The following is a 25,029-nucleotide window of genomic DNA, read 5'->3' as shown; positions in this document are numbered from 1 at the left end:
TATTTTACTTTTTTGACTATACCAATTACGATTATGGTAGTGTTTCCAAATGATGGGGGAGGCAAAACTATGGCACTTATGAAGAGGGTGGCTTGTTTATACAGAGTATCAACCACGGGGCAATTGGATGGTAACGATATTCCGATACAGAAAAGATCATGTAGAGGATTTATTGATAAAAATAAAAATTGGAAATTAGTCAAGGAATACACAGAAAAAGGAGTTTCGGGATTCAAAGTCTCAGCTGCTAATCGAGATATAATTCAACAGGCAAAAGAAGATGCTGAAAGAGGTTTATACGATGTACTTCTCGTTTTTATGTTTGATAGATTGGGAAGAAAAGACGATGAAACACCTTATGTGTTAGAATGGTTCGTTAAACAAGGCATAGAAATGTGGTCAGTGGTAGAGGGTCAGCAGAAGATTGAGCAACATGGAGACAGACTGATGAATTATCTTAGATTCTGGCAATCAAGTGGTGAAAGCAGGAAGACTTCGGTTCGTGTCGATGAAAAGCACACACAGATGGCTCAAGATGGGAAATATCGTGGTGGAACACCTCCGTTTGGATATAAGTTGGTGAAATCAGGCAAGAAGAATAAAAAAGGTAAAGAGTTAATGATGTTGGCTATAGACGAAGAAAAGGCCCCAGTGGTCAAACAAATTTATTATTTAGCAAAAGAAGAAGGATACGGTAGCAACAGAATCGCAAAGCTATTAAATGAAAAAGAAATTACTACAGCGACAGGTTCAAAATGGAATACAGGATCAATCAATTTCATTTTAAGGAATCCGGCCTATAAGGGATATCCTACATATGGAAAAAGAAAGTCTGATGAAGGTGTATTTTCAACAAGAGACAGAAATGAATGGACTATACCTGTAAACCAGGTCACATCACTGGTAATAATAGAAGAAGACTATTTTGATGCAGTACAAGCAATTAGAACTGAAAGGTCCCCTAAAAATGTGAAAAATGAAGACTATATACGAATGAATACCACAAAAAGCCCATTGCTACTTGTCGGAATTATCAAGTGTGGACATTGTGGTTCTCCAATGACTACAACATACTGTCAGAAAACATATAAGTTAGCAGATGGAACAGTAAAGAAATGGAAAAAAGCAAAATATCGTTGTAGTGGAAAAGCTTTAGCTAAAATCGACTGTGATGGTCAAACTTTATATTCGAACAATAAGATAGAGGATACGGTTTTAGATGAGGTAGATGTTTATCTACAGCATTTGAAAAAGATTAATTACGAAGATTACGCCAAAGACTACAATCAAGAACAATATGAATTAATGCAAAAAGAATTGAATAAAAAAAATAAAGAATTAGAGAAAGAATATTCTGATATTGATACTTTAAAGAAGGAAATACCGAAAAGTATTTTAGGTCAAAGCCCATTTAAACCAGAACTTCTGAATGAGTTAATACAAGAAAAAGAGAAAACAATTGATTCCTTAAATACTGAAATTACTCTTCTTCATAGTGAAACAAAAGAGAAGAAGCTTGAAATAAACTCCCTTAAAGAGTTGGCAGGGAATATCAGTGTTTGGTTAGATAAATTTAAAGAAGCAACTCATGATAAGAAAAAGGTTATACTGAGAACTATTATAGAGGAGATAAAGGTTTTCAAAGATCGCATTGATATTACATTCCAATTAGACGTGGTACAATTCCTATCTAATGCAGGTAATGGTAGTATTTCTGAATTACGTGGGAGATCGCATCGCTGGCAGCGATGAGGTCAGGGGTTCGATCCCCCTAGGCTCCATAAATTAAAAGCCCGCTAAACACGAGGATTTTCGAGTGTTTGGCGGGTTTTTGCTATGCAATAAACATGTTGACTTTGGGTCGTGGTCACACATTTGGTCACTTTAAAGGATGCTGCGGATTATTGTAAGCCAGTGTTAAACCTTCAAGATTTTACGGTTGTGGAACTCAGAGGTCAATTGTTATAATTTGTTAAAAATATCTTTGATAATTGATGAAAAAGAAGACTCTTGCTTGTGTATTAAGCCCAACCACTAGCCTAGTATAGGAGGAACACACGTTGAATATTGCAATTTATATCAGAGGTGGCATTGTTGCTCTAATCCTATTAATCTCCCTTTTAGTTTTTATTGAAGTCAAGAGAATGAATGGCAGGACTGAGCAGCATGTTCTTCGGTTTATCAAACGTAACCCGGCGAAGGCATCCCTTTAAATTATTGAAAATGGGGTAACCGTTGCGGATCTACAGTCGGAGGTGAAAAGACCGCTCGCCAGCACCGTCAAAATTATCGTACTTGCTGAGTTTGCTGATCAGGTCGCTCCCTTGAAATCTTCAATCTCCTTCGGAACGATTCAGATAGTAAGTGGATTCAGCAGTTGAACCGACGGGAACGCTCCAGCTGGAAATTCCAGCGGATTTGGTCCGATAGGTTTATCAGCTCAACAGCCAAAGAATATGCGCATCTAATGAAGGATATTTTCGAGGGTGACTTATTAACCAACAAAGCCAGGGAAGTCTTCGAGGATCTTATCCAATTGCAGGTACCGAATCCGAAGTTCGCTTATGCTGGGCAGAAGGGTGGCTCCAGCCTGAACCTACTGACCCTGGCGATGTATTATGAAGATCTTGAGCATAACAAAACTGAAATGGACATATTCATTCACGATGGAGCGATCGGCGGGGAACAAATGTGGCTGGAGAAAAAACTGGTCCTTTTTATCAATAACTACTTTTTAAATAAACAATTTAAAAAAGCAAGTGATCGAGGCCTGCCAGCAAGGGAGTAGCAAATGAGTTGAACTAACAGAATTAAATTCACGCATCCTGCAAAGGTTGCGTTTTTCATTCTGGAGACTTTAATGTCGGTTGACTTCATTGACAGATTGCGTAAACGTATATTATTTTAATAATGAGTAAGTAACTCACTCATTATTAATCCGCACAAGAGATGAGGAGAAATGTATATGAATAAAAAAAACATTTTGCCCGATCTAATTCTAAGGAAGCTCAATCAGCGAAAGAACGCACAAAAACTTCAGGTCAATCATCCGAACAGTATCGTGGAAAGTCAATTCGTTCATATCGGTGGTATTGATCAATGGATCACGATTCGTGGTGAGGATCGCAATAATCCTGTTCTGTTATTTATTCATGGCGGGCCTGCTTCGCCGTATTCCATCTTTAACCCGTTGTTGCGCCAATGGGAGAAATATTTCACGATCGTGCAATGGGACCAAAGAGGTGCGGGCAAAACGTTTCGTAAAAATTTCAGAACCGGACATGGGACAATTACTTTCGACCGGCTTTCTGAGGATGGGATCGAGTTGACACGGTACCTCTGCGATCGACTTGGCCATCGAAAGATCATTCTCATCGGCAGCTCTGCGGGCAGCCTGATCGCAATGAAAATGGCACAACGTTGCCCCGATTTGTTCCATGCATATGTCGGTACCGATCAGAATGCTCCGGATCCCGAGCATGTTTCGTACCAATTGGCGCTGGACGCTTTTCACGCTTCCGGCCTTAAAAAGGGTGTTCGGCTAATTGAAAGAATGGGCCCGGACAGTTCACGTTGGAGTCGCCATGACTTCGACCAATTGAGTCGTATACTCGTAAAAGCCACCACTACTGTTCCGAATATGATTATGGATCTAATATTGCCATCCATGCTCTCATCCCCGGATCATACAATGGGAGACCTCATCGACATTTTTAAGGGTATGCATTTATCTTTGGATCACCTGTACGAAGAATTAATAAACTTTGATTTCTCTAAGCTTGGTACGAAATTTGAATTACCTTTTTTCGTTTTCCAGGGAGATTCCGATATAATCACACCCACCGCAACGGCTAAAGCATTCTATGACGAAATCGATGCGCCTCAGAAACAATTTATACAGATCAAAAGTGCCGGGCACCTGGCATGCTTTGCCCGGCCTGATCAGTTTTTCATAGAATTGATCGAGAGAGTTCGTACTATTGCTATTGCCCTTGCACCAAGTTCACTGTGATAGCATAGGACGATGCCCTCATGATACAATGAATTCAATAATCCTTAACGATCGGAGATTGAAATTCTTTGTCCCCATTAAATAAACAGCAGTTGGATCGTATTCGCGATGAACGCAAAGAACAAATAAAACAAGCGGCACTTAAAGTATTTGCATGTCATGGATTCGCTGGAACAAAAACGAGCATGATTGCTTCCGAAGCCGGTATCAGTGAAGGTTTAATTTATCGATACTTTAAGTCAAAAGACGAACTGTTCACTGAACTTGTTAGTATGTTAATGGAAGAAGCGGGAAGGGAAGTCGAGTACGTTCAACTCTCGTCTCAACCACCATTTGACCTGATCAAAACTTTGACTCAAAGCATGCTGGATGAAAACAACAAGTACGCTTTTCGGCTGATTCTGCAAGCTAGGAAAGCGGAGAAGGTTCCTGAGCAGGTCAGCCAAATCCTTGCACGATTTTCGGAAAGTGAACTGATAGATCGATTAGTTCCCGTCTTTGTTAAGGGACAGCAAGCAGGACAATTCTCTGATGGGGATCCCCGGCAATTATTATCATGGTATTTTTACGTGGTCAACAGTCTTATCATGCAGGAGTTGGGAACAGAAGAATATGGGCTGCCAAGCGTAGAGATGTTAATGCGTATTTTGGCGAAGTAAGTGATCCTTTACGGTTGCGCTAGTAAAGTTAATTATGCTCGGAGAGCGCATCGCTGGCAGCGATGAGGTCAGGGGTTCGAGCCCCCTTAGGTTCCTTAATAGAAGTACTGCAACCTTCAGGTTGTCGTACTTTTTTTGTATGGAGAATTAGGGGAAGGGAGTGATAGCCTGTTGGAACCACTCCAAATGGAATGGACAGTGGTCCGATTTTTAATTAGCAAAGAGGGTGTTGCTTTTATCCTGTATATCCGTTATATTGATTTTAGTTAGATAATCTAATTATTATTCCGGGTGAGATCATGCGCAAAAAAAACAATAAAGAGCATACAACAGACCAGCTGCCTAAGCTTGGTATTCAGCCTTATTTGGAACTTATGGGCCAAACCGCTGGTACAGAAATCAACGGCGCTTCTGCCCGTGTGGGGCTACTAATGCTATGGTTCAGTGATAACTATTTGGATGCTGTCGATTTGGAATTAGCACCATTCGGCATTACCGAAAGCAAACTGGATGTGCTTCTACTGCTTAAGCTTCATAAAGATCGAGAGTTTATTGCACCCTCTTCGATTGCAGACAGATTGGGGATTAGGCGAGCTTCGGTTACGGCATTGTTAGACTGGCTGGAAAAGCGAAATTTGATTCTTCGTGAGCAAAGCGACCTTGATCGACGCAGGGTTCAGGTCAAAATTACGGCGGAAGGCTTGGAGCTGCTGGACAAAGTATTACCTTCACTTTGGTCTGTCTGCTCTTCTATTATGAATGAGTTAGATCATGAGGAGACTGAGTTAATGAATAAGATATTGGCGAAATTGAACGCCGGTATCGAAAAAAGACTGGGGGTGGGAAGATAATTTTTTTGGGGATATAATTAGATTATCTAACTATTATTTGAATGAATTTTATAATAAGGGGTGTACCATGTCATCATCAAAAAACTATTCTCTAATGATCCTGATACTTTGCTGGTCAGGAATGGTCGTAATGTCAAGCTTGTATGTCACGATTCCCCTCACTGCGGTTTTTGCCAATACTTTCGGCATTACCTTGACTCATGCCGCGGAGGCCAGCAGTGGATTTTCGATCGGTTTTGCTATAGGTTGTTTGTTCTACGGGCCGTTATCTGAGAAATATGGACGCAAACCTGTGATCGTTATCGGACTTATGGCTTTGACTGTCTTGTCCTTGCTGCTTGGGTTGGTGAATAACTTTACAGGAATCGTGCTTTTAAGAAGTCTGCAAGGCGCCGCCGCTGCCTCCTTTTCACCTGTAGCACTGGCTTATACGGTTGCTATGTTCCCTGCGACAAAACGGGTAACTGCAATCGGTTTTATTAGCACAGGATTTTTGGTAGCTGGGATTGTTGGGCAGGTTACTAGTGGCTTGGTAAGCCAAGTGTATAACTGGAATGCTGTATTTATTATGCTATTCATCGTTTACACAGTAACTCTGTTTCTGGTGATAACGTATTTGCCCAGAGAAGAGCATCGGTCAAATAGTGTGAAAATTCTGGACTCTATCAAACGGATGCCATCCCTCTTCAAGCAAAAGAACTTGGTATTAAGCTACGTTATTGCTATGGTGCTACTGATGTCCTTCGTTAGTATGTATACCGTTTTGGGCAGTTATTTGGCGGGGCCTGAGTTTGGTCTTGGCATACACGACATTTTGTATATTCGATCAATCGGGATTGCAGGGATGCTCATTTCACCGTTTGCAGGCAAGCTGGTGCAGCGGTTTGGCGTATCTACTGTACTTCGCTGGGCATTAACTGTTGCAACTGTAAGTCTTGCCTCTCTTGGTTTCAGTTCCAATTTAGCTGTGTTGATTGTTATAAGCGTGTTTTTTGTCGCTGGAATTGCAGTATCCGTTCCCGCTCTCATCTCACTCATCGGACAGTTGGGGGGCAAATCGGCGGGGATCGCGGTTTCGGTCTACACGGTTATCCTTTTTACAGGAACAAGTCTTGGCCCGATATTATCGATCCGTATTATGGAATGGGGGAGTTTCGCGCTAACATTTCTAATGCTCGCTATCGTCCTCGGAATCGGCTTACTGGCTGCCTGTCTGATTCATCCTAATCCCTCGGTTGAAAGGACGCGCTCTTAGGATCAAAGGGGTAAGGGTCCCTCTAGGCGGACGGCGTTTCGGTTGGGCGAGTTACAGAAAGCCCTTGATTATCAAGGGCTTTCTGTTTTTTTATGAAAGATACGCTGTGCTTAAATAGTTGGATAACTGCTCGATGATTAGCTTTAGCTTACAAACGAGTAACCCGAACAGGTAGAGAGCTAAGCGTCTGCCCGGTGGCGGACGGCGTCAAATTCTCCTCAAGTTTGAAGCCGGGAACAGGTTCGATACTTTGAAAATGGTCCATGAAGAGCCCCAGACCCAGGTTGGCCTCGAGCCGTGCAAGCGGAGCGCCCAGACAGAAATGCGGGCCGTTACCAAAGGTCAGATGCCGCTTGTTGTTGGGACGGTGAATGTTCAGCCTGAACGGGTCCTCAAACACTGCTTTGTCCAAATTGGCAGCACTTATCCAAGCTATGATGAGATCCCCTTTTTTGAGATCCACGCCGAGCACGTTGTTATCCTGCTTTACCGTCCGGTCCATTTTGACTGAATGAAAGCGGTAGCGGAGCATTTCCTCCACCGTGTTCGGAAGAAGCGCGCGGTTGGACCGAACCTCGGCGTAGATCTTGTCGTTATCATACAGAAAGGAATAGAACGTGCTGGACAGCAAATGGCTTGTCGTCTCAATACCGGCCCCGAGAATGAACATGGTCAACTTTACGATTTCATCATCCGTTAACCGCTCACCATCCACCTCAGCCTGAATCAGATCGGAGATGATATCTTCGCTTAGATTGCTTCTCTTCGCAACCACATGCGGGTAGAGGTAGTTAAAATATTCTTTGGCCGCACGCCGTTTCAGCTCCTGAACATCTTCGGCATTATCGATAGGGAGCGGAAGGAACAAATGGTCCACCCATTCTTTAAACAGGAAGCGGTCCTCGGATGGAACGCCGAGCAGATTGGCAATCACAATGGTCGGCAGCGCACTGGAAAAGCTCTTGACGATATCGATGACCGGCTCGTCTTCCATATCCTTGATCAACTGGCTGATCACATCATGGATACGCGGCTCCCACAGCTCCAGACTTCTGGGCGTAAAGGCTGCCGAAAGCAAGCTGCGGCTTTTCCGGTGATCTGGAGGATCCAGGCTCAGATTGACCCGGCCGGAGGGCCTTTGCCCTTCCTCATTGTCGGCCCCCACACTAATCGTCGTTCGTTCTCTAACACTGGAGAAGTATTCGTAATCGCTGAGCACTCTTTTCACATCATCATACCGGAAGACATTCCAGGTATTTGTTGCCTCATTATAGCTGATCGGATCATGTTCTAACTGACGCTTGTACCATTCAAATGGGCTGAACTCTTCGATAGCGGATCGAAACTGAGTGATTTTAGCTAAAGAAACTACTTCCTTCTGCATAACATTCCCTCCCGTTTTGATTAATTGTGACTATCGCTCAATTCATAACTTTCGATCAAAGCTTACAATGTGCAGGATAATTTCACAGTGTACAAATTGGATTATAGTTAGGAAAATGGTTCCAAACAAACAACATTTTCCCTGAAAATGTAAACTTACTTACATTTCTATTTGAATTGTTCATTAAGTTGGGAATTAAATACAAATTATTAAAAACTGTATATTATTTCAAATTATAGCGGAAGGGGAGTTATATCCGGGTCATTGCGTGTTTTACGAGGAATCACCTCGGAGGTTGTGACCTAGGCCTTGATATATCAGAGATATTAGACATTATATTGACTAAAATAAAATCCGTGTCTATAATTTGTTTTAGTACTTATACTGTCTAACAAAAGGAGCTATCTCGACTAATTATGGACGTTTATAAAGAATTGTTTCTGATGCAGCAGACTTATGCGACATTGTTCTCACTGGCTAACAAGATCCAGATGAAAGGCGATGCCTACCTGGAGAGATTGACGTCCAGACAATACATGGCGATGCTCGCCATTACACATTTGCCGGAAGATGAGACCACGATCAATAACATTGCCAGGAAGCTTGGAACGACCAAGCAGAGCGTGAAGCAGATCATTACCATTCTAGAGAAGAACGGATATATTCTCATTAAGCCCAGCCAAAAGGACAAGCGCGCAGTCAATGTCACAATTACAGAGCTGGGACAACATGTCCTGGTGGAAGTGGCGGAGAAAGGCATTTATTTTTTGACAGATCTGTTTGCGCAGTTTGAAGCAGAGGAACTGGAACAAATGTGGAATCTACTCAAGAAGATGTACCGCTTTGATGGTGAGGAACAAGACGGGTTCGAAGAAGAAGGCAAGCTTGAACCTGTTCAGGATCTAAGCGATATCCAAGCAAGGGTAATCAAGGAATTTGAAAGACGGAGAAAACAATCCACGAGTGGGGAGCGGGACCATGAAGAATAAGGCCAAGAGATCCATCTGTCATGCAGAGTATGTTCCCATTAACGGAATCCGTCAATTTTTATACCATAGAGGAACAAGTGCCGCTAATCCTGTGATGCTGTTCCTGCATGGAGGACCAGGCTCTGCTGAATCTCTGTTCACAAGGGTATTCCAGGAGCCATGGGAGGAGATCTATACGGTCGTTCATTGGGACCAAAGGGGAGCGGGCAAGACGTTGACGAAAAACCCGGATAAGCTTCCAGATCTCGAATTGCTGATGCAGGATTTAATCGATGTGATTCAATATTTGAAGAAGAAATATGACAAGAGGAAGATCGTAATCCTCGGGCATTCGTGGGGGAGTGTACTCGGCACCCTGTTTATAAGAAAGCATCCTGAAGAGGCAGCATATTTCATTGGTGTTGGCCCGGTTATCAATATGCTCGAAAATGAACGAATTGGATATAACAAGGTTAAGGAGATGATGGAACAAGCCGGTGATCACAAATCGCTTGCAAAGCTTAAGTCCATTGGCGAATATCCTGGTTCAAGAATTGTGTTTAACCGTGAGTTCCTGGAGAAGTGTGAAAAGGTTAGGAAGCTTCAAGGGAAGTATGATTTAGCAATAAAGCTGGGGCTTGGGACGTGGCTGACTGTATTTAAAAGTCCTATCTTCCGATTATCGGATATTACAGCCTTTATGAAGATTTTCAAGGCTAATGGCAAGCTTCATGAGTTTCTAGGAGATTTCGATCTTCGTAAGGAGAAGGCTCAGTATCAAGTACCTATCTATTACATATTGGGCGGGAACGACTGGCAGGCCCCATATGTCCTTGCACAGCAATATTTTGATGAGATCAAGGCCCCTAATAAAGGGATCTACATGATTCCTGATGCCGGACATATGACCATGATGGACCAGCCAGAACTGTTCTACAAAGCTCTTCATGAGGTATACGAAATGGAGCGTCAATAAATTTCTTTCATAAGTTCAAAGACCTCTTCAATGGTCAGACCAAAGGATTTGTAATATGAAGCGTCAATTCGCATCTGCTGCAAGAGCATTTCATTGCGTTTGTGAAGCATATCGCCGGGCGACAGCTCGGCTACAAAACATCCTTTGCCGGTAACGGTGTAGATCAAACCAAGCCGTTCTAGCTCTTCCCACGCTTTCTTGACGGTAATGATACTCACGCGGAGCTCCGAGGCCGCCTGTCGTATGGGTGGCAGGCTGTACCCGCTTGGTAGTTCGCCCTTAAGGATTTGTGCGCTGATTTGTTCAAAAAGCTGCTGATAGATGGGTTTATCTGATGTGTTCGAAATTGCTATGTTCATTTAGATTTCCACTTTCTCAAACCGTTTGATTGCAATATGATACGCGATTATCGTTAATAGCGCAAATATCACAATTCCTATGAGCAAGATGGAGAGCTGGAGGGTCAAATTCTCAGCACAAGTTCCTTTAAACAGGTCATACACGAGCGGGTTGTCTATGCCAAGCCATTCTGCGAGCCCGGCAAAAAGGATTGCGGCTGTGATGGATGCGATAGATGCAGCGCCGTACTTATATGCCGTTTTGTAATACATAGGTATAAATATGATGTTGAAGATTGCCAGCATAACAAAGCAGAGTCCCCAAAAGCCAAAGGATGGCGCAAAGAAATGGTAGGTCAGGTTCGGATATAAGCGAACACTAATCAGGCCATATATAGCGGCCACAACAATATGCAATAACTCCAAAATTGCAAGAAACGTTACTTTTGCTTTAACTATGTCTTTTTTTGTTACAGGCATCATGCTTGTAAACATCAGATCGTTCTGACTTTTGTATACTCCGAACATATTCGGTATCGTGATAAAACAAAAGTACAGAATTACAAGGAAATATAGCCATCCCGGAATTAACATTAAGGCACCTGTTAGAAAGGGTAGTACATAAAAGAATGGACTTACGCTTAACTTTAACTCTTTCATCAATAGATTATACATACACATCCTCCTTTCTTGAGAAGTAGATCATAATCTCTTCAAGATTAGGCAAGGTAGATTTAATGTCCAAAGATGGATCAAAGTCATTGGTATGAATCAAACCTGTAAAACCGAAAGAGTTCGTTTTGTAGGAAATTAACTGGTCTTTGATCAGCTCGAGCTGCTCCTTTTTACCATTCAACAAGCGATATTTATTGATAAAATCTTCTTTCTCAGCACTGTTGATGATCTGCCCGTTATGGATATAGGTAATGTAGTCTGCGCACTTTTCCAGATCAGATGTGATATGCGTTGAGAAAAGGATGCTTATATCGCCTTCCTCCACCAGCTCCTGAAAAGTATCCAGCAGATTGTCCCTGGCAACCGGATCAAGTCCGCTGGTGGGTTCATCCAGAATAAGAAGCTTTGCGCCGTGTGATAAAGCAATGGCCAGGTTGTATTTCACTCTCATTCCGGTTGATAATTCGGCTATTTTTTTGTCTTCAATTAAGTTGAATTTCTTCATATACATGGAATAGGTTTCATCATTCCAATTACGATAGAACGTTTTGATCACATTCGTTAACGTTTTAATTTTACTTCGGGTGTAGAAGTTGATATCCCCAAATGCAGAGCCTATTTCTTGTTTTAATTCGACTTCATGCTCAGCCATGTTCTTGCCGAGTACATGGATCTCACCGCTATCCTTACGGGTCAAATTCAAAATGGATTTAATAGTTGTCGTTTTTCCTGCGCCATTGGCCCCGATAAATCCCATAATATAACCCTGTTCCAGTTGAAAAGAAATGTCTTTTAGATGGAAATGCTCATACTTTTTATTTAATTTCTGTATATCTAAAGCCAGCATATTGTACCCTCCACTTCAAATTGTGTATGTTGTATATACACAATGTATCACGCGGTGATCGCGGTGTCAATTACTTCCATATACCCAAAAATGTTCAACTGTTTGTGGTAGTTCTTTTCTCGGTGAGAAAGTAGACCAGTGCCAAGACCGGCAAGATCGTGCCAATAAGAGAAGTAAGATTCCAGCCTCCTTGGGTATAAGACCAGCCCCCCAAGGATGAGCCGATGGCTCCGCCCAAGAAAAATGTAGCCATGAATAGTCCATTCAGGCGTCCTCTTGCCTCACTTCCGAGTGAATAAATTACGCGCTGACTAATCACCAGATTTCCCGATACAGCCATATCGAGTGTAATTGCGGATACAAAGAGTAGAACCAGAGCAAATGTTGAGGAACTCTCGAACAGATGAATGAGGAGAAAAGACAACACGGCGACAATCATGGCAATCCCCGTTAGCAGTTTAATCCACCCTTTATCCGCTAATCTTCCGGCAATCGGCGCAGCTATTGCGCCGCCCACACCAACCAGTGCAAACCATGCAATACCTACTTGGGACATTCCGAAATTATCAGCCAAATGTAACGGCACGACCGTCCAAAATAAACTGAAGGCTCCAAATAAACAAGCTTGATACAGTGCGCGGCGTCGTAATGCAGGCGTTTGCTGCAATATAGCACCTAAAGAGAGAATCAGCTGTCCGTAGCGTACTGCAGGAAATGGTTTACGTACCGGAAGTGCAAATGATAACAGTCCAGTCAATAAAGAGATGACAATTGCAGATATAATAAATATGGCTCTCCAGCCCCAGAGGCTGGTAACAAAGCTGGCGAGAGGACGGGCGAACATAATTCCGAGTAAGAGGCCGCTCATCACATTACCAACCACGCGGCCGCGCTGTTCTTCAGACGCTAAATAGGCGGCGAATGGCACCAGAATCTGAGCTACTACTGATCCAATTCCAATAAGAAGGGATGCGGTCAAAAACAAGGGGGCACTCGGTGCAAATGCGGCAGTTAACAGTGCGCCAACGGCAACTATAAGCATGATCATGGTGAGACGCCGATTCTCAAGAATGTCGCTTAGCGGAACAATGAACAGCAGACCGGCTACATAACCAGTTTGGGTTACTGTAACAATGAATCCGGCTGTTGTAGAAGTAAGGCCAATTGCATCTCGGATAGGTCCTACCAGGGTCTGAGCATAGTAGAGATTGGCAACGATAAGTCCGCACGCGGCTGCGAGCAGAAACATCATGTGGCTTGAGATGCGGCGGTCTTGTGTACCTTGTTCATTTAACATAAATATCCTCCTCGATAAAATACTAAACGTTCAGTTTCGTATTTCTTGATTTAGATAATATACTGAACGTACCGTTTTGTAAATAGGCTTTTTTTTGATATAAGTATTTTGTATACTAAACGTATAGTTTATTAGTGCTTGAAACGGATATAACCAAAGGAGGATTCACGTGCAGGGGAAAAGAGGACGTCCGCGCAATGTGGAAACGCAAAGCTCCATCCTGTCCGCTTCCTATGAATTATTGTTGGAAAGCGGATTTGGAGCTGTTACGGTAGAGAAAATTGCTGAGCGTGCCAAGGTAAGTAAGGCTACGATCTATAAATGGTGGCCTAACAAGGCTGCCGTGGTCATGGACGGTTTTCTATCCGCAGCGGCTGCAAGACTGCCTGTGCCGGATACAGGTTCGGTATTCCAGGATATCCTGGAACATGCCACAAATATGGCCCGGTTCATGACAAGCCGTGAGGGCTCCATTTTACTGGAGATTATAGGAGAGGGACAGGTTGATGCAGCGTTGGCTGAGGCTTTCCGGACCCGCTATATCCAGCCTCGCCGACTGGAGGTCCGTGATATTATCGACCGGGGACTTGAGCGCGGAGAGCTTGAGAAGAATCTCGACATCGCATTATGCACTGATCTCATTTACGGGCCGATTTTCTACCGCTTGTTGGTAACGGGGGATCAGATTAATGAAGATTATGTAGGGCAGTTAGTAACTCAAGTCTTTAAGGGTATTCGTTCCATTTGAGATCGTATTAAGTGAATGGAGACTTTTTCAACACCCATTTTGTGTGACCAGCAGCCGAAGTAAGTGAATACTCCGGTAATTGTCGTTTGATTTCATGAAGAGTATAATTATCCCATAAAATGTAAAGGGAGGCTGCTGTGTCATGCTGAACAATAAGATTATGAGTACGCTCATGAATGTACTGGATGAATCCAACCTTTATTTAGTACTGGTTATGGTCTATATGGCTTTATTCGTGTCTGGAAGTGTATCAATAATAGTCAACTTCGGGCTGTTTGCCTTACTGTCGTTTAATTTTGTAGTAAACATGTTCTTCGCTAGACCCCAAAAACACGTATAGAAACATGAGGTCAACTTGATTTAGTCCTTAACGCCCTCCGCACAAAGCGGGGGGCGTTAGTTTTTGATGAAGGATATTAAGAGCAAGAGGGGCTTATAGTGGACATTCTCCACCTGAAGACCGATATGTACATCATTCTCTGGCTGGTTTATTAGCCGAATGGAATTTCTTACAATGCAATAAGATGATACAAATCACAGTTTAAATTCCATTTATCATGGCGAGATAAGATTCTCATGTAATTAGTTAATAAGGGGGAGACGGAGTGAATAATCAACATAGGAAATCTGTATCTGATAATGAAGAGTGGGCAGTAGAAGCCCATGGACTTATTAAAACTTTTGGCAGCAATCATGCAGTGGATGGCGTAGATTTGAAGGTACGTACCGGTTCGATCTACGGCGTGCTTGGTCCCAATGGGGCGGGCAAGACCACCACAATTCGAATGCTCGCGACTTTATTACGTCCGGATGGAGGTTCGGCACGAATCTTCGGGCATGATGTGGTAAAAGAGTCACAGATCGTGCGTCAATTAATTGGGGTAACAGGGCAATACGCTTCGGTCGACGAGTCACTTAGCGCTACGGAGAATCTGATTATTTTCTCCCGGCTGCTTGGACTGACTCGCAGTGAGGCGCGCCGTAAGGCATCAGATCTGCTGGAGGAATTCGGCTTGACGGAAGCGGCGAGCCGTCCACTCAAAAATTTCTCCGGGGGGATGCGCCGCAGACTGGATCTGGCGGCGAGCCTCATTGCACAGCCACCGCTCATCTTCCTGGATGAACCTACAACGGGACTTGATCCCCGCACACGTTCGCAGATGTGGGATACGATCCGCCGGCTGGTGAATACGGGGTCCACCGTACTGTTAACAACACAGTATCTCGATGAGGCTGATCAGCTGGCAGACCGCATCGCGGTGATTGATCGTGGGCGGGTCGTCGCCGAGGGGACGGCAGATGAACTGAAGTCATCAGTCGGCAACTCGTCACTGCATTTGAGAGTCCAAAGTTCTCAGGACACGCAGGCAGCACGCCAGATCGTAGAACAGGTGCTTCAGGTTCGTTCCAGCATCTCTGCAGAAGCAGGGAAAATAACGGCGCCGATGGCAGATGCTGACCGTGTCACCGATCTGCTGATAGCTCTGCGTAATGGAGGAATTCACTTGGCCGAGATTAGTGTACAGAAGCCGACTCTGGACGAAGTATTTCTAACGATTACCGGAAAGGGTGTACAAGAGAACGACTCGCACGCAGCCGAACAATCGAACACACCTGAGGAGGTAAGCGTATGAGCAGTACATCCATAAAGCCGGCTTCCCAGCGCCACCCGAAAAACCACACGAGTATCGGCCAGACGATTCGCAATTCGCTCACGATGGCCTATCGGGGGCTGCTGCGGATTAAACGCACCCCGGAGCAATTGTTTGATGTTACGCTCCAGCCGATCATCTTCACGCTGATGTTTACCTATATTTTTGGAGGTGCTATATCGGGGAACGTAATTAATTACTTACCGGTGATCATTCCAGGCATCCTAGTTCAGACTGTAATTACCACTTCCATTGTCACGGGTGTCCAACTGCGCGAAGACATGGATAAGGGGGTATTCGATCGGTTCAAATCACTGCCTATTGCACGCATTGCACCCTTGGCAGGAGCCCTATTGGCAGATACCATAAGGTATACCATCGCGACGGTGCTCACCTTAACCATGGGGTATATTATGGGCTATCAGCCTGGTGGGGGCCTAGGATATGTCGCGCTCGCGGGTGTTCTGGTCATCGTATGTTCCTGGGCGATCAGCTGGATCTTCGCTTTCTTCGGCGTGATTGCACGCACGGCTTCAAGCGTTCAGGGGATCTCCATGATTGTGTTGTTCCCACTAACCTTCCTGTCCAACGCATTCGTACCTGTTGACACAATGCCTGGGTGGCTTCAGTGGTTCGTGAACATCAATCCTATTTCGCATTTGGTCACTGCTGTCCGGGACCTAGCCAATCATGGAACGGTTGGGACCGACCTTACCATCTCTCTTATAGGCGTTGCTGTTATTGTGGCCGTCTTCGCGCCACTTACGGTACGTGCATATATGCGCCGGACCTAGAATAGCTAAGCGTCCTATATAGTGAAAAATCCATCTAAGCTCGTAGAAACTATGAGCCTGGATGGATTTTTTGTATAAAAATAATCATAAAGTGGGAGAGTCCGCTGACCCAATTGCGGCCAGAGCAACTTAGCGCTGAACAGCTTCTCCTGCAAATACAGCTACGTTCATTGGAGCGGCCATAAATTCGGGAGCCTGCTGAACAAAAGCCTGGAAATGCTCACTGGTATTATGGGCAGCAGTAGCAGCCTCGTCTTTCCACAGCTCAATCATTGTATAGTGGTGCTCGCGCTCCGTACTTTTGACAAGGTCATAACTGATATTGCCTTCTTCATTACGTGTTGCGGCGATCAGTTGTTTGGCGGCATCCAGAAAAACGACTTCCTGTTCCGGATTGATCTGCAAATGTGCATGGATGATAATCATGTATTTTAACCTCCAATTTTCCTGATCTTACGCCCAGGTAGTAATCGTCTCTACAGGCAGACGATAGGAAGGGTGGCCTTCTTTGGCAGCCTTGCCGATCGAGATCAGCATGACCGGCTGATAGCGTTCTTTGTCCATACCGAAAGCTTCAGCAATTTGGTCCTTCTCGTAACCACCGATTGGATTAGTATCATAACCGTGCGCCCGCGCTACCAGCATCAGCTGCATGGATATAAGGCCTGCATCAATCAGGTTCACGTCACGAAGATCAACTTGAGAGATGTTTTCGTAATAAGGTTTGAAAGCGTTCATTTGCATTTCTTTTATTTCTTGCGGCATATATCCGAGTTCTACGGCTTTCCCGAAGATTTCATCCATGTATTCACCATTGTTCATGTCGATGAACACCGCAATTACTGCGGATGAGGTTAGTACTTGAGTTTGGTTGAATTTAGCGAGTGGAGCAAGTTTTTCTTTCCCTTCGGCACTGTCAACAACCAGGAAACGCCAAGGCTGCATGTTAACTGAGGATGGGGCGCGGGAAGCTTCGGACAGAATCTCGGTCATTTCTTCACGGCTGATCTTGGTTTCGGGATCATAGGCTTTGACCGAACGGCGGCCAAAAGTAATTTCGTTAAAATCATTTGTTTTTTGTACTGTACTCATGATGATTTTCTCCTCTATATATAGGTTAAAAATAATTGTTCTGCATACGTTCCAGGAAATCCGCCAGGGAGTTAATCTCTTCCTTGCTGAAATCCTTGAGAATCTGATTAATGAAGCTCAGCTTCTCGACTTTGTAGCCTTCAATATGTCTCCGGCCATCATCCGTAAGACGTACAAACGTGACTCGGTTATCTTCCGGATTTTTACGTCTGCTCACCATGCCATCGGCTTCAAGCTGCTTCAAATGGCGGGTGATAGCAGCACTGTCAATATTAATGACTTTCTGCAGCATGGATTGGTTAATCTCATCGACCTGATCCAGCTGATGCAGAATCTCGAAGCGAGAGGAACTGATTCCTGTACATCGTTCGAACTTGGGGCTGATCTTGTTACCCAGTGCGTTCAGCAGATTAATGATCTGCTCTTCTTTGGAAATTGTACGTGTCATGACTAGACCTCCCGGGTGAATCTGGACATGAACAATGGGGAATGCCATTGCTTAATTTAATGCTGGACGCCTCAATGATTGACGTATCAATCATTGATAGCTCAACTAATATATCATGTCTTTTTTGATTTTGCAACAGGGTACTTATAGGATATCCAGCCGACCCTCAATCTATAGAAATTCGGCTTTGGGAATTGAAAAGGGAAGTAGCATTGGAAGTGACAAGGATAAAAGAATAACGCCCCCGAGCTTTGTTCAAGTTCGGAGGCGTTAATCATTGTATCGATTCTATATAGAGTTATTTATTTAATCGAAGCCTCGTAAATGTCCTGAATCGATTTGGACAGAAGAGCGTCGAATTCATCGTTGCTCTGACTGGCGCTAAGCCCTTCTGCTAAGGCGCGTGAGAAGCTGGCGATCAATCCGTGATTGCGTGAGAGGCGATCGTTCGCTTCTGCCTGCGGGTAGCCCCCCGACAAGGCCACAATTCGTACAACATGGGGCTCCTTCATCAAATCGCTATAGAAATTGTCCTCGGATGGTATGGATAGTTTAAGCATAACTTGCGCGTCTTGTCCGAGTGCGGATAAATGCTCGATAAGCTCAGCTTTTAGCAGCTTTTCCGATTCAGCCTTATCCGAGCTAGTAATATCCACTTCCGGTTCGATGATAGGGATGAGTCCCATCTCTATGATCTGCTTGGCGGTGTCAAACTGCTGCTGAACGACCTTCTTAATTCCGGCAGGGTTCGCTTCATGGATGACGGAACGCATTTTCGTTCCGAAAATACCGCGCTCAGTTGCACGCTTCAGCAGATCATTCAAGCCGGGGTTGGGCTTCATAAGCTGAACTCCATCTTCGATATCGGCGAGCCCCTTGTCAATTTTCAGGAAAGGCACAATACCTTTCTTCTCCCAGAGATAATCGGCAGTAAGTTGGCCGTCAATGGAGCGGTCCATCGTATTTTCAAAAAGAATAGCCCCCAAAATGTACCGGGAATCAAACGCAGAGCTCTTGATAATCCGTGTTCTCATCTCATGAACCAATTCATACATCTCATCTTCGTTCGCATAGCGGGTATCATCAATTCCATACTGCAGCAGAGCTTTAGGCGTACTTCCGCCACTTTGGTCCAGGGCTGCAATAAAGCCTTTTCCCGTGCGGATTCGGTCTAATTGCTTCGTATTCATGAATATCGCTCCTTCTTTGGGCGGGAATAAACGAATGTTGGATTCAGGTTTCTTATACCCAACATTTTCAAAATTTAAACCTGCAGTTCATGAATTGCCCGAGACCCTAATCTTTAACAGCTTGCGAATACTTTCCTTGTTATACAGTATGAACACGCTTAGGTTCAGAGGCCACTTGTAATTCCATACCTTTCTGCATTCTGCGAAGCAGGTAGTAAGAGAGTAGTACAAATGAAATGACCACGATTGACTTAATGCTGCCTTTAGGATTGCCTACAGCTATTTCTGACCAGAAGGCTGATATGCAGTCAATCGTAAAGCCGGCGTAGGCCCATTCTTTAATTCTGTAGTATTTGGGAATAATAAGTACAACAATACCTATGATTTTTGCTACACCCAGAAGGGTAAGGAAGTAGGCGGGGTAGCCCAGCAGCTGTGTTGTTGAAATTAGTGTGTCTGGGGATCTAATGATCTCATTGACGGCACTGAGCAAGAACCCGATAAGGGTGCACGCAGTGATGATCCAGTAGGCTATTTTTAATCTTTTCATATTCATAACTCCTCCTCAAATTTCTTACACTTCGATTGTAATCAGAACAGTGTGTAAGCAAATCTGTGAAAAGTAATGGATTGCAGGCCAAAAAGGCAGAACGTTTGATCGCTAAAGTATGCAGATTCGCATACTCTATGCCAAAAGTCATGCCCTGGTATTTATACTTGCATTTGATGACGAACTGAAAATATGGCGGCTTGTGTCCGGTCACGCATCCCTAGCTTGGATATAAGATTTGAGACATGATTCTTCACAGTACCTTCTGTGATATGAAGTAAATCTGCAATTTCTTTATTGTTCAATCCTTGGCCGAGAACAGCGAGTACTTCTCTCTCCCGGTCTGTAAGAAGCAGGAGCCCCTGAGGCTCATTCAGGCTTAAGGGATGTGATGCCCCAGGCTGATTGGAATCGGATAAATTTCGGAGCTCCTTAAGAAGTGTTGCGGTAATATCCGGTTGAAGCACCGTTCCGCCATTGTATACGGTATGAACCGCGCTGACGATCGCCTCGGATGGCATATCCTTGAGCAGATATCCATGGACGCCAGTGTCCAAGACACGGAGGATTAACTCCGCATCATCAAAGGTGGTAAGAATCAGGATCTTCGTCTCCGGTAAATGCTTCAAAATGAGTTCCGATCCTTCGACACCATCCATACCCGGCATCCGGATATCCATCAATATCACCTCAGGCCTCCACTCAAGCGCTTTGGTATAAGCATCAATCCCATCCACAGCGGTTCCAACGACTTCGATATCCGATTCCAGCCCGATGAGGGTTGCAAGGCCTTCTCTCATAAGCCGTTGATCGTCCACAATCAGAATTCTCAATTTAGCACACGCTCCATTTCCGTTAGAGAATAGGGGAGCTGCACCTCGACAGCAAAGCCTTCATGGCTATCCACACTAAAACGCACGTCTCCGTTACACTCCTTCACTCTTTCCTGCAAATTGATTAATCCAAACCCTGGCTTCAGCTCCGCTGGGATCTCTCCGTCATTATGTATACATAGAGATAGCCCGTTCACGGAGTAAGTTAATGAGATTTTTGCATGCTTCGCCTGACCATGCTTTTGAGCATTCGTAAGCGACTCCTGTGTAATCCGATAGGCCGTTAGCTGAAGATTAGCAGGCATTGGCATGGGGTTGCCGTTCACTTCAAAGACGGTTTGAACCTCGGCGAATTTGGTGAACTCTTCAGCTAATTCTCTAAGGCAGTCAGTTAGTGACGTTGACTTGAACGGCTCATCCCGAATCGTACGAACTGACAGCCGGACCTCCTGCAAAGATGAGCGGACCAGATCTTCACACTCCAGATAGGTCTGTTCACTGCGTGCTGAATCTACTGGACTTAGCTTACGGGCCGCTTGCATTTGTACTAATAGGGCTGTCAGCTTATGACCCACGGTATCATGAATTTCCCGGGCGATTCGGATTCGTTCTCTTGCTACAGCCAACTCCTCCGCTTTGAGAGTATAGTTCTTAAGCTGCTCGTGAGACTGCATTAGCTGTGTATACAGCTGCATCGTGTTCTGGCGCCCGCGTTGATAACTTTGGATGAGAGAGCTCACAATGCCCGCAAATATAATAAATGAACAGGAGATGAAGTAACTAACTTGATCAAGCTGTTGATATAGATACCAGTCAACGCTTCCCATCGTAACTAAATACCCGATTAATAACAGGATGCAGGTCACGATCTGCATTCGAGTGTTCCTGATTAACATTAGGATAGCCAGGGCTGTAATTCCAATGAATAAATGGTTGGGGAAATTACCGGCGATATAGATATATCCGTAAGAAGCGGATAGAAGAAAATCAAGGATGAGGATATGAATAAGCCAAGACCGCTTATTTCTCTTGGTGAAGTAATAGAAATTGATAAGCAGGAAAATCTCCAATGAAATCGTTATAAAACTTAGTCTCCAAAATAAGGTCAGTGAATTCTGAAAATAGAAGACCCCGGATAGTGCCAAATCAATAAGCAGCTTTGAGCCCAAAAGAAACTTCCATAAAAAAGTATAGTCTCTTGATCTGATCGTGTCTTCGATCATTCTACTTGAATCACCTCACGATTAGTGAATCATTCTTTCCAATTCAATTATAGTATACAATGCACTATCTGCAGAATAAAAAGGCCCGTTTCTTTAACGGACTTACTGCAATAGATTTGGCTGAGATATTTAACGTAGATGTTAAGACGATTTTCAACTGGGAGTCTGTTAAGGTGGAACCTTCTGAACGTCATATTAATGGAGTAAATAAGTTAATCACGAATATTAATGAGACTTCCACTAATAATCAGTCCAATAATCAGTATTCTGACTGCTTGTGGCCATTTTTGGCTGGTGTGATTGACCTCGTTCCCAACCTTCCAAAATGACGATACCCTAAAGAGAAGGCTTGTTCTGCCAGGTGATGTAGGGAGCCTGTTCTAGTGTGTTAATTCCTTTAAGTATGTCGCCCTTTTGCCTACCCGTAAGTCGCTGCAATTCGGACATCTCAGGCATACGACGGTACTTTAGTGAATAATTCCACAGAATGCGCAGTAACTTACGATCAAGATCAGACAACACGGCGAACACCGTCTTGTACCAGCTCCACAGCCGATATGTTATCCTCGCGAAATGCCCTTGTCTGTCCAGTAAGTATACATTGAGCACGGATTAGCCCATTTCGTATACCGCGGATCTCGATCTTTATCTGAGTGATCTTGCCGGCTGCGTCTTGGTAGATGATCTCAACAACCATACCTATGTACTTATTCATGAATCATCAAAAGATCACCTATGTAATTCCTATTTTTTACTGGTGTATATAAAAAAACTCCGATATCATGTATGGATATTCTTGCTAACTAGTTACATAAGTTTTTTAGCGGAACAATTCGAGGGGAGAAAAAATATTATATGAAACTTTTATCGAAATTATCAATTCTTTGGTTAATGGTTGTGATGTGGACTGTATCATTGTTCATTAATGTCACCGCATCTCCCATATCTGCCGCTTCGGACCAAATAAAATTTTTCAACCAGGATAAGGAAGTTAGTCTACCTTCAAAACCTTTTATTGAGAACGGCACACTGATGACTTCTTACAAAATGGTTCAGATAATTGCCTCTCCACGCTACAAGGTGGAATGGAATTCTAAAACCAAACAACTTACGACTCAAGCTAGTGTTGTTGAAAAAACGCATTGCGTACAAACCTATACTGTCGGAAGCAATAAGGTAGTTGAAAACTGTAAATATGGAACAGCAAAAGGTAAACACACAAGAAATTTAAACGCTAAAATTAAGTTGGTTGGTAATGAGGCATTTGTACCAATACAAGACGTATTAGAAAATCTTGGATCGGGTGAAGCTCACAAAGGGTTGTTGGGGATAAAATATGACTATATTTACGATAAAAAGGCCGGAATTTTTTATGCGAATCCTGGAGGTTTCCTCGGTGAAAGAGTAATTGACGGCATACCATATAACTTCGTTGATACATACCACGGCATTCAAATTGGAGTATCACAAGATGATGAAGAATTTAAAACATATCATATAATATTATTTAATCCCTTTGAATCTGTAAGTCTTGATATAAACAACTTCCCCAGCAATTTCTATCTAACTACAAAAACTAAACTTCGTGGTGAGGGTGAAAATTACCACTCAGGACATCCTCTCTCCAATGATGGTTACTGGTTTAAAACACCCTTAAAACCTAAAGAAATGAGAAAACTATACTTTCCTTATTCTGGAATATATTATTATAAGTCTATTAAAAATACCCTCAACGGAATGCTTATAGGTAGTATTTACGTCCCTTTATTAAAAAAGGAAACGAAAATAACACGTATTACCGATTTAGGAACACAAATAGAAAATGGATTAACCTATCATACTATTCAACATAAAGAAGGTCTTCAGATCAGTGCAGCTTATTTAAAAAAGGAAACTAGGACTTACCCGGATTACCCGGATTGGAGCCGTACATTTAGATATTGTCGTGTGAGACTATATAATCCAACAAAGGAAACCCTGATTTTTAGGGATTTTCAATTAGGTAACCTTGATGATACTGGTGCCAACGCAAGGGAACTACGTGCAAAAGACCTTACTTTGGCTCCCGGTGAAAAAGTTGAAGCGGATATGATTTTCAGTAATTCTGATAAAGAAGAAATTAAGGCCAGTTGGAAAATCGATTCTGACGAGTTTACAAGATATATGTATATTCCGCTCCATATTAATAATTAAATTCAGTTCAAAAGTATAGAACCAATGCTTTCATCACTTACCGCCTCTATCAACTATAGCTAGTGCTATAATTAGATAAAGGTGGTTTTATCTTCATTCCTCAATGTTATGAGATACGAATCTGTTCCATTCTCGGACCATTTTAAAACAATTGAACCGAGATCGGCGACCACCTTTTATCAGACTAAGACGGTATAGTATATATAAATCACAAATAAGACTGTACTATTCAGTATCCTTAGATCGTCTTGCGTCCTAGAGGACATAATACTGGTATGCTTACATATGGTCAAAGGCTTACAAGGTAGGAATTTCATGGTATAGTGAAGTGCTAACTACAGAAAGTACGATTGTTTGGGTTACTTCAAGAGAGACCATTCATTTGTCAGGAGATAATTTAATTTAATCAGGGGGATGGTATAATGTCGATTTAAACACTCCTCTTCGAAAGGTGACGTAAATTGAAAAAGAATAATAATCCAAATCTAAAATGGATATTAGTTTTAGCAGTTGTGGCCTTCGTATATTTATCTTCCGAAAATGACAAACATGTTGATGATCATCCAGTCTCACTCGAGAAAAAAACAAACGACTTTCATTTTACTAAGAAGATAGTACGATTAGGGTATTATGAATTTACTCCTTCTTTCAATAAGGGCTTTGAATTCTCCGATTATTCCACTTCAGCTTTGACTCAAGTATTTTCCGAATTAAATGGAGACACAGGCAAAGTAATTAAAGTACCGAAGGGCGAAAACGTTGAGGTTGAGTTACTTTATGGTGCTGGTTTAAATATCGATGATTCTGAATGGGTTGTCATTTCAGATCCAGATAGTAATCGCCTTCCTGAAGAAATTCCTGTTTTAGGAAAAACACCTACTTGGAAGATCGATAATAACAGAGCAATAGCAATGTTTACACCTTCTGTCTACATACCTGGAGAAACAGGTGGATTAACAAAACTGACCTTTAGGTATGTACTTAATGATGGGACTAAGGGATCTAAAACATGGAATTTTACAATTGAAGAGTAAACAACAAAGT

Annotated in this window: 29 protein-coding genes and 1 tRNA gene; 17 read left to right on the top strand and 13 right to left on the bottom strand. The window is 43.2% G+C overall.

Annotation, left to right across the window (positions count from 1 at the left end):
• Positions 1 to 33: 33 nt before the first annotated feature.
• The 9 genes from ACRRNK_RS16550 (at position 34) to ACRRNK_RS16510 (ending at position 6,777) form a co-directional block, all read left to right on the top strand.
• Entirely contained in the window at positions 34 to 1,752 is a 1,719-nt protein-coding gene (locus tag ACRRNK_RS16550; protein ID WP_433946917.1) for a recombinase family protein, read from the top strand.
• A tRNA-Ala gene (locus tag ACRRNK_RS16545) sits at positions 1,717 to 1,781 on the top strand. Before ACRRNK_RS16550 ends, ACRRNK_RS16545 begins: the two co-directional genes overlap by 36 nt.
• A gap of 279 nt (positions 1,782 to 2,060) precedes the next feature.
• Positions 2,061 to 2,213 carry a hypothetical protein gene (locus ACRRNK_RS16540; RefSeq protein WP_433943809.1) on the top strand — a complete coding sequence of 51 codons (153 nt, stop codon included), beginning with the start codon at positions 2,061 to 2,063 and terminating at the stop codon, positions 2,211 to 2,213.
• A gap of 42 nt (positions 2,214 to 2,255) precedes the next feature.
• A complete protein-coding gene (locus tag ACRRNK_RS16535) occupies positions 2,256 to 2,381 on the top strand; it encodes a hypothetical protein (RefSeq protein WP_433943808.1) in 126 nt (41 codons plus the stop codon).
• A complete protein-coding gene (locus ACRRNK_RS16530; protein ID WP_433943807.1) occupies positions 2,378 to 2,788 on the top strand; it encodes a hypothetical protein in 411 nt (136 codons plus the stop codon). The genes ACRRNK_RS16535 and ACRRNK_RS16530 overlap by 4 nt, the downstream gene beginning before the upstream one ends.
• Positions 2,789 to 2,965: 177 nt before the next feature.
• Positions 2,966 to 4,012, top strand: a complete 1,047-nt coding sequence (locus ACRRNK_RS16525) for an alpha/beta fold hydrolase (RefSeq protein WP_433943806.1) — start codon at positions 2,966 to 2,968, stop codon at positions 4,010 to 4,012.
• 68 nt (positions 4,013 to 4,080) lie between these two features.
• Complete coding sequence (locus ACRRNK_RS16520) at positions 4,081 to 4,671, top strand: TetR/AcrR family transcriptional regulator (RefSeq protein WP_433943805.1); 591 nt, start codon at positions 4,081 to 4,083, stop codon at positions 4,669 to 4,671.
• A 299-nt stretch (positions 4,672 to 4,970) separates the two neighbouring features.
• Positions 4,971 to 5,522 carry a MarR family winged helix-turn-helix transcriptional regulator gene (locus ACRRNK_RS16515; protein WP_433943804.1) on the top strand — a complete coding sequence of 184 codons (552 nt, stop codon included), beginning with the start codon at positions 4,971 to 4,973 and terminating at the stop codon, positions 5,520 to 5,522.
• Positions 5,523 to 5,589: 67 nt separating this feature from the next.
• A complete protein-coding gene (locus tag ACRRNK_RS16510) occupies positions 5,590 to 6,777 on the top strand; it encodes an MFS transporter (protein ID WP_433943803.1) in 1,188 nt (395 codons plus the stop codon).
• A gap of 148 nt (positions 6,778 to 6,925) precedes the next feature.
• Here ACRRNK_RS16510 and ACRRNK_RS16505 read toward each other — a convergent pair whose 3' ends face one another.
• Complete coding sequence (locus ACRRNK_RS16505; protein ID WP_433943802.1) at positions 6,926 to 8,161, bottom strand: cytochrome P450; 1,236 nt, start codon at positions 8,159 to 8,161, stop codon at positions 6,926 to 6,928.
• 416 nt (positions 8,162 to 8,577) lie between these two features.
• Here ACRRNK_RS16505 and ACRRNK_RS16500 point away from each other — a divergent pair, with 416 nt between their 5' ends.
• Positions 8,578 to 9,150: a MarR family winged helix-turn-helix transcriptional regulator gene (locus ACRRNK_RS16500; protein WP_433943801.1), complete on the top strand. Its 573-nt coding sequence runs from the start codon at positions 8,578 to 8,580 to the stop codon at positions 9,148 to 9,150.
• Complete coding sequence (locus tag ACRRNK_RS16495; RefSeq protein WP_433943800.1) at positions 9,140 to 10,105, top strand: alpha/beta fold hydrolase; 966 nt, start codon at positions 9,140 to 9,142, stop codon at positions 10,103 to 10,105. The genes ACRRNK_RS16500 and ACRRNK_RS16495 overlap by 11 nt, the downstream gene beginning before the upstream one ends.
• Here the strand turns inward: ACRRNK_RS16495 and ACRRNK_RS16490 are convergent.
• The 4 genes from ACRRNK_RS16490 to ACRRNK_RS16475 all read right to left on the bottom strand — a co-directional run bounded on the left by ACRRNK_RS16490 (position 10,099) and on the right by ACRRNK_RS16475 (position 13,262).
• Positions 10,099 to 10,464: a GntR family transcriptional regulator gene (locus tag ACRRNK_RS16490; RefSeq protein ID WP_433943799.1), complete on the bottom strand. Its 366-nt coding sequence runs from the start codon at positions 10,462 to 10,464 to the stop codon at positions 10,099 to 10,101. The two genes, ACRRNK_RS16495 and ACRRNK_RS16490, sit on opposite strands and share 7 nt — an antisense overlap.
• Positions 10,465 to 11,118 carry an ABC-2 transporter permease gene (locus ACRRNK_RS16485; RefSeq protein WP_433943798.1) on the bottom strand — a complete coding sequence of 218 codons (654 nt, stop codon included), beginning with the start codon at positions 11,116 to 11,118 and terminating at the stop codon, positions 10,465 to 10,467.
• Positions 11,111 to 11,965: an ABC transporter ATP-binding protein gene (locus ACRRNK_RS16480; RefSeq protein WP_433943797.1), complete on the bottom strand. Its 855-nt coding sequence runs from the start codon at positions 11,963 to 11,965 to the stop codon at positions 11,111 to 11,113. Before ACRRNK_RS16480 ends, ACRRNK_RS16485 begins: the two co-directional genes overlap by 8 nt.
• A 94-nt stretch (positions 11,966 to 12,059) precedes the next feature.
• Positions 12,060 to 13,262 carry an MFS transporter gene (locus ACRRNK_RS16475; RefSeq protein WP_433943796.1) on the bottom strand — a complete coding sequence of 401 codons (1,203 nt, stop codon included), beginning with the start codon at positions 13,260 to 13,262 and terminating at the stop codon, positions 12,060 to 12,062.
• A gap of 169 nt (positions 13,263 to 13,431) precedes the next feature.
• Between ACRRNK_RS16475 and ACRRNK_RS16470 the strand changes: the two genes are divergently transcribed.
• From ACRRNK_RS16470 to ACRRNK_RS16460, 3 genes are all read left to right on the top strand, one after another.
• A complete protein-coding gene (locus ACRRNK_RS16470) occupies positions 13,432 to 14,010 on the top strand; it encodes a TetR/AcrR family transcriptional regulator (RefSeq protein ID WP_433943795.1) in 579 nt (192 codons plus the stop codon).
• Between the two features lie 605 nt (positions 14,011 to 14,615).
• Complete coding sequence (locus tag ACRRNK_RS16465; RefSeq protein WP_433943794.1) at positions 14,616 to 15,644, top strand: ATP-binding cassette domain-containing protein; 1,029 nt, start codon at positions 14,616 to 14,618, stop codon at positions 15,642 to 15,644.
• The gene (locus tag ACRRNK_RS16460; protein WP_433943793.1) at positions 15,641 to 16,456 is read left to right on the top strand and encodes an ABC transporter permease; all 816 of its coding nucleotides are present in this window, start codon (positions 15,641 to 15,643) and stop codon (positions 16,454 to 16,456) included. The genes ACRRNK_RS16465 and ACRRNK_RS16460 overlap by 4 nt, the downstream gene beginning before the upstream one ends.
• Positions 16,457 to 16,585: 129 nt before the next feature.
• On the opposite strand, the gene ACRRNK_RS16455 is transcribed toward ACRRNK_RS16460, so the two are convergent.
• The 7 genes from ACRRNK_RS16455 to ACRRNK_RS16425 form a co-directional block, all read right to left on the bottom strand.
• Positions 16,586 to 16,882: a putative quinol monooxygenase gene (locus tag ACRRNK_RS16455; RefSeq protein ID WP_433943792.1), complete on the bottom strand. Its 297-nt coding sequence runs from the start codon at positions 16,880 to 16,882 to the stop codon at positions 16,586 to 16,588.
• A gap of 27 nt (positions 16,883 to 16,909) precedes the next feature.
• Entirely contained in the window at positions 16,910 to 17,548 is a 639-nt protein-coding gene (locus ACRRNK_RS16450) for a nitroreductase family protein (protein WP_433943791.1), read from the bottom strand.
• 25 nt (positions 17,549 to 17,573) lie between these two features.
• Positions 17,574 to 17,996 carry a MarR family winged helix-turn-helix transcriptional regulator gene (locus ACRRNK_RS16445; RefSeq protein ID WP_433943790.1) on the bottom strand — a complete coding sequence of 141 codons (423 nt, stop codon included), beginning with the start codon at positions 17,994 to 17,996 and terminating at the stop codon, positions 17,574 to 17,576.
• A gap of 302 nt (positions 17,997 to 18,298) precedes the next feature.
• Complete coding sequence (locus ACRRNK_RS16440; RefSeq protein WP_433943789.1) at positions 18,299 to 19,186, bottom strand: fructose bisphosphate aldolase; 888 nt, start codon at positions 19,184 to 19,186, stop codon at positions 18,299 to 18,301.
• Positions 19,187 to 19,325: 139 nt separating this feature from the next.
• Positions 19,326 to 19,736 (bottom strand): DoxX family protein, encoded by a 411-nt coding sequence (locus ACRRNK_RS16435; RefSeq protein ID WP_433943788.1) that lies wholly within the window; start codon positions 19,734 to 19,736, stop codon positions 19,326 to 19,328.
• A 161-nt stretch (positions 19,737 to 19,897) separates the two neighbouring features.
• Positions 19,898 to 20,569, bottom strand: a complete 672-nt coding sequence (locus ACRRNK_RS16430) for a response regulator (protein ID WP_433943787.1) — start codon at positions 20,567 to 20,569, stop codon at positions 19,898 to 19,900.
• A complete protein-coding gene (locus ACRRNK_RS16425; RefSeq protein WP_433943786.1) occupies positions 20,566 to 21,792 on the bottom strand; it encodes a sensor histidine kinase in 1,227 nt (408 codons plus the stop codon). Before ACRRNK_RS16425 ends, ACRRNK_RS16430 begins: the two co-directional genes overlap by 4 nt.
• Positions 21,793 to 21,851: 59 nt before the next feature.
• Between ACRRNK_RS16425 and ACRRNK_RS16420 the strand changes: the two genes are divergently transcribed.
• Entirely contained in the window at positions 21,852 to 22,121 is a 270-nt protein-coding gene (locus ACRRNK_RS16420) for a hypothetical protein (protein WP_433943785.1), read from the top strand.
• 182 nt (positions 22,122 to 22,303) lie between these two features.
• Here the strand turns inward: ACRRNK_RS16420 and ACRRNK_RS16415 are convergent, their stop codons facing one another.
• Entirely contained in the window at positions 22,304 to 22,507 is a 204-nt protein-coding gene (locus ACRRNK_RS16415; RefSeq protein WP_433943784.1) for a hypothetical protein, read from the bottom strand.
• A gap of 140 nt (positions 22,508 to 22,647) precedes the next feature.
• Here ACRRNK_RS16415 and ACRRNK_RS16410 point away from each other — a divergent pair, with 140 nt between their 5' ends.
• Positions 22,648 to 23,985: a stalk domain-containing protein gene (locus ACRRNK_RS16410; protein WP_433943783.1), complete on the top strand. Its 1,338-nt coding sequence runs from the start codon at positions 22,648 to 22,650 to the stop codon at positions 23,983 to 23,985.
• Between the two features lie 461 nt (positions 23,986 to 24,446).
• Entirely contained in the window at positions 24,447 to 25,019 is a 573-nt protein-coding gene (locus ACRRNK_RS16405; protein WP_433943782.1) for a hypothetical protein, read from the top strand.
• The last annotated feature ends 10 nt before the right edge of the window (positions 25,020 to 25,029 follow it).

The sequence above is a fragment of the Paenibacillus sp. SN-8-1 genome (assembly GCF_050995535.1).
Classification (GTDB): domain Bacteria; phylum Bacillota; class Bacilli; order Paenibacillales; family Paenibacillaceae; genus Fontibacillus.
Note: the sequence above shows the minus strand (reverse complement) of the source record. Positions and strands in the feature narration are given on the sequence as shown.

Coding starts and splice junctions, on each gene's coding strand:
- ACRRNK_RS16550 (WP_433946917.1), top strand. CDS start 34: ATGGTAGTGTTTCCAAATGATGGGGGAGGCAAAACTATGGCACTTATG.
- ACRRNK_RS16525 (WP_433943806.1), top strand. CDS start 2,966: ATGAATAAAAAAAACATTTTGCCCGATCTAATTCTAAGGAAGCTCAAT.
- ACRRNK_RS16515 (WP_433943804.1), top strand. CDS start 4,971: ATGCGCAAAAAAAACAATAAAGAGCATACAACAGACCAGCTGCCTAAG.
- ACRRNK_RS16510 (WP_433943803.1), top strand. CDS start 5,590: ATGTCATCATCAAAAAACTATTCTCTAATGATCCTGATACTTTGCTGG.
- ACRRNK_RS16505 (WP_433943802.1), bottom strand. CDS start 8,161: ATGCAGAAGGAAGTAGTTTCTTTAGCTAAAATCACTCAGTTTCGATCC.
- ACRRNK_RS16500 (WP_433943801.1), top strand. CDS start 8,578: ATGGACGTTTATAAAGAATTGTTTCTGATGCAGCAGACTTATGCGACA.
- ACRRNK_RS16495 (WP_433943800.1), top strand. CDS start 9,140: ATGAAGAATAAGGCCAAGAGATCCATCTGTCATGCAGAGTATGTTCCC.
- ACRRNK_RS16490 (WP_433943799.1), bottom strand. CDS start 10,464: ATGAACATAGCAATTTCGAACACATCAGATAAACCCATCTATCAGCAG.
- ACRRNK_RS16485 (WP_433943798.1), bottom strand. CDS start 11,118: ATGTATAATCTATTGATGAAAGAGTTAAAGTTAAGCGTAAGTCCATTC.
- ACRRNK_RS16480 (WP_433943797.1), bottom strand. CDS start 11,965: ATGCTGGCTTTAGATATACAGAAATTAAATAAAAAGTATGAGCATTTC.
- ACRRNK_RS16475 (WP_433943796.1), bottom strand. CDS start 13,262: ATGTTAAATGAACAAGGTACACAAGACCGCCGCATCTCAAGCCACATG.
- ACRRNK_RS16460 (WP_433943793.1), top strand. CDS start 15,641: ATGAGCAGTACATCCATAAAGCCGGCTTCCCAGCGCCACCCGAAAAAC.
- ACRRNK_RS16455 (WP_433943792.1), bottom strand. CDS start 16,882: ATGATTATCATCCATGCACATTTGCAGATCAATCCGGAACAGGAAGTC.
- ACRRNK_RS16450 (WP_433943791.1), bottom strand. CDS start 17,548: ATGAGTACAGTACAAAAAACAAATGATTTTAACGAAATTACTTTTGGC.
- ACRRNK_RS16445 (WP_433943790.1), bottom strand. CDS start 17,996: ATGACACGTACAATTTCCAAAGAAGAGCAGATCATTAATCTGCTGAAC.
- ACRRNK_RS16440 (WP_433943789.1), bottom strand. CDS start 19,186: ATGAATACGAAGCAATTAGACCGAATCCGCACGGGAAAAGGCTTTATT.
- ACRRNK_RS16435 (WP_433943788.1), bottom strand. CDS start 19,736: ATGAAAAGATTAAAAATAGCCTACTGGATCATCACTGCGTGCACCCTT.
- ACRRNK_RS16425 (WP_433943786.1), bottom strand. CDS start 21,792: ATGATCGAAGACACGATCAGATCAAGAGACTATACTTTTTTATGGAAG.
- ACRRNK_RS16420 (WP_433943785.1), top strand. CDS start 21,852: ATGCACTATCTGCAGAATAAAAAGGCCCGTTTCTTTAACGGACTTACT.
- ACRRNK_RS16415 (WP_433943784.1), bottom strand. CDS start 22,507: ATGAATAAGTACATAGGTATGGTTGTTGAGATCATCTACCAAGACGCA.
- ACRRNK_RS16410 (WP_433943783.1), top strand. CDS start 22,648: ATGAAACTTTTATCGAAATTATCAATTCTTTGGTTAATGGTTGTGATG.